Source organism: Arcicella sp., from assembly GCF_964672035.1.
Genome location: NZ_CBABQS010000169.1, coordinates 1 through 3,483, shown reverse-complemented (window position 1 = coordinate 3,483; position 3,483 = coordinate 1). Strand labels below are relative to the sequence as shown.

The following is a 3,483-nucleotide window of genomic DNA, read 5'->3' as shown; positions in this document are numbered from 1 at the left end:
TCCGAACGATACACGTAAGCCACAAAATGGTCGTCTCTATACCCATTCAACGATACATAAACAGTTCCTTCGTTGTGATTAGAAGCATTCACTCGACTCACCCAAAAATTTTGAGGTAAACCGTCCGAAATCTTCGTCCACGTGTAGCCGCCATCTTTTGAAATATGAATAAGTCCATCGTCCGTTCCCACGTATAAAAGCCCGAATTTCAACGGCGATTCGTCAATCGTGGCAATTGTTCCAAAAGGTACATCTCCTTCTTTTCCACCCTTAGTCAAATCGTTTGAAAGAGCCTTCCACGTTTCGCCTTTATCCAAACTTCTGAAAAAACGATTTCCGCCAAAATACAATACATCTTGATTATGTTTTGACAGTAAAATTGGGCTTTGCCAGTTGAAACGATTTTTAACTTCGCCAATTTCTTGGGGCATTTGCAAATATTTCTGAGAACCCGTTAACGTATTGACTTTGAAATAGTTACCAAACTGAAATCCAGTATAAGCCGTCTGATTGTCACGAGTGTCCACGGCAATTTGCATACCATCACCACCCATAATACGTTTGAAAGGATAAACTCCGCTGTCATACCAATCGTAATCTGGTTTATTCGTTGAAGGTCCAAACCACACGCCATTATCTTGCAAGCCAGCGTAAACATTATACGGTTTTGCCATATCAATTTGCACCGCATACAACTGTCCCACAGCGGGTGTATTGGCTTTAAACCACGTTTTTCCATCGTCATAGGTGATGTTAATTCCACCGTCATTTCCTAAGATTTGGTGCTTAGAATTGGTGGGATTTATCCAAACAATATGGTGGTCGGCGTGGGCATTATCCGCATTCATCGACTGGAAAGTTTTTCCACCATCGACTGATTTTACGATTTGAAATCCTGGAATTACAATTTTATCGGCATTATCGGGTGCCACGAAAACCGTTCCGAAATAATAGCCATAGGTATTAAAAACCCAATCTAAATAATCTTTGTGCGTGCGTTTCCAAGTTTTTCCTGCATCTTCTGAACGGTACACTTCTGCTCCCGTGATGGGCGTATCGAATAAATCATCATTGGCATTTTCGGTATATTTCACAATATCCAATACCTGAAATTTGCCCGTTTTCACATCTGCTTTCAAGGATTTTGCGGTGTATTTTTCGGGAAAACGTTTTTCGTCTAAATATTCTGATAATTTACTATCTTCCAAAGCCAAAAACTGTTCGTTTGTCATCGCTCTTAATTGCTTGGCATTCAAAGAATTATCTACTTTTTTCTTGCCATCATCAGGGCGGTTTTTCTGATTATCCAAAACTGCATACACGATATTTGGATTCTGTGGAGAAATGCCTACACCAACCCGACCGTTGCCTTCGCCCTGTGGAAAACCAGAGCCTTCGCCCGTGATATTTTGCCAAGTTTCACCACCATCAGTTGATTTATAAACGCCCGTAGTTTTGCCAGATTCTACAAAATTCCACGATTTACGTTTTTTATGCCATAAGCCTGCATACAAAACGTTTGGATTGCCCGGGTCGATAGATAAATCCACGCCTCCCGTATTTTCATCCACAAAAAGTGTCTGTTTCCAAGTCTTTCCACCGTCCGAAGTTTTGAATAATCCACGCTCTTTGTTGGGCGTATAAAGTTTGCCCAAAGCTGCTACCCAGATTGTATTTGGGTCGGTTGGATGCAAAATTACCTTTCCGATGTGTTGCGTTTCGCCCAAGCCTTTGTGTTGCCAAGTTTTGCCGCCGTCTTCACTTCTGTACATTCCCACACCTGCGTAAGACGAGCGAGATGAATTGGCTTCACCCGTACCAATCCAAATGGTTTTGCCCTTCGTTTTCCAGTCTACCGCAATGTCGCCAATCGTCATAACGGCCTCATTATCAAAGAGTGGAGAGAAGCTAATTCCATTATTTTCAGTCTTCCAAAGTCCGCCCGAAGCATAAGCCACGAAGAATTCAGTAGGGTTTTGATTATTGACATCCACATCAACCACCCGACCCGACATCACGGTTGGACCAATTGAACGAAACTTTACATTATTAACTAATGATTTCATTTCCAAGGCTTTACGTTGGTCAAAAGCCTTCATGCGCTCGGTTGCGGAGGTGAAGTTGAGTTGTTGGATTGTTGAGTTGTTGGATTGTTGGTTGGGCTTTTTCTTTTGGGCGTTTACTGAGAGCGCTATTGCCAAAGTGAAAAAGAGTAAGTATTGTTTTTTCATTTTTTGTGATTTTAGGTTGATGATGTTGTAAAGATAATTGGAATGTGGATTAGTTGAGAAAAAAACGTAATTTGAGTTTTATTTAAAAATTCGTCAATTCTCTTAAATGCAATATTTCTTAATTTTGTTAGCCTTCCTTTGCGGAGCAGTTTTTCCAACGCAGGCGGGGCTAAATACAAAAATGGCTAAATTTGTGGGACATCCCGTTTTAGCCGCTTTTCTATCTTTTCTCACGGGTTTAATTGGCTTAATGATTTATGCCGCCATTGCCCGAATTCCTCTAAATTTAATGAGCCAATGTCGAAATGCTCCCTGGTATGTTTGGTTAGCGGGGCTGATGGGGGCTTTTTATGTGAGTATGGTTATTGTGTTGATGCCTCGATTAGGCGTTGCGTTAACTTTCGGATTGATTGTGGCGGGACAAATGGTCGTTTCAATTACGATGGATCACTACGGAATTTTGGATGCTCCCGTGCGTGAAATCTCTTTGGGAAGAATTATCGGAGCCTTATTTTTAGTAATTGGCGTAGTGTTAATACGTAAATTCTAATTGTAGAAAGCATTATGGCAAGCAGAAAATGGAACATAGATGAACCCGCAATGCAATTGGGATGCCTTCGGCAACACGGATTTTCACGGATTTTTAAAAATACATTAGTTTAATTTTTTGTGCACTTCAATTTATCGTTAGCATAAAAATATTTGTGGACCCAAAAGTAACTTGCACACTAAAAAATCCGTGAAAATCCGTGTTGCGTAGCATTTGTGTCATCAGTATGCCATTTTCTATATCGAAATATTTTATGACGAAAATGAAATTTTGCCCGCAGTGTGGCAAACCACTTGAATTGAAATTTAGAGATGACCGTGACCGTCTGCAATGCACCGATCAAAGTGCTGAATGTGGCTACGTTTTTTGGAATAATCCTACGTCCGTAGTAGCGGCAATTGTCGAACACGAAGGCGATATTATTTTGGCTCGTAATGCTGCTTGGCCCGAAGGCTGGTTTGCCCTCATCACAGGATTTTTGGAAGCTGGCGAAACACCCGAAGAAGGTGTTTTGCGGGAAGTGAAAGAAGAATTAAACCTCGATGGTGAAATCGTGGAATTTGTGGGCTTATACGAATTTCACCGCATGAACCAACTCATTATTGCCTATCATGTACGAGCCAAAGGCGAGATAAAACTTAGCGAAGAATTAATTGATTACAAACGTCAGAAAGACCACGAAATCCGCCCGTGGGCATTGGG

3 protein-coding genes are annotated in these 3,483 nt (G+C 41.2%); 2 read left to right on the top strand and 1 reads right to left on the bottom strand.

Features of this window, described 5'->3' with window-relative positions; translation table 11 throughout:
• The coding region (locus AC1W31_RS20915; protein WP_481736445.1) for a WD40/YVTN/BNR-like repeat-containing protein at positions 1-2,231 on the bottom strand (2,231 nt) is incomplete at its 3' end.
• Positions 2,232-2,337: 106 nt separating this feature from the next.
• Here AC1W31_RS20915 and AC1W31_RS20910 point away from each other — a divergent pair.
• Together AC1W31_RS20910 and AC1W31_RS20905 are read left to right on the top strand one after the other, a co-directional pair.
• The gene (locus tag AC1W31_RS20910) at positions 2,338-2,781 is read left to right on the top strand and encodes a DMT family transporter (RefSeq protein WP_481736444.1); all 444 of its coding nucleotides are present in this window, start codon (positions 2,338-2,340) and stop codon (positions 2,779-2,781) included.
• 253 nt (positions 2,782-3,034) lie between these two features.
• On the top strand, positions 3,035-3,483 hold a 449-nt coding region (locus tag AC1W31_RS20905; protein ID WP_481736443.1), incomplete at its 3' end, for an NUDIX domain-containing protein.

Bases quoted from the DNA above. Each gene is read 5' to 3' on its own strand.
- AC1W31_RS20910 (WP_481736444.1), top strand. From the start codon at position 2,338: ATGCAATATTTCTTAATTTTGTTAGCCTTCCTTTGCGGAGCAGTTTTT.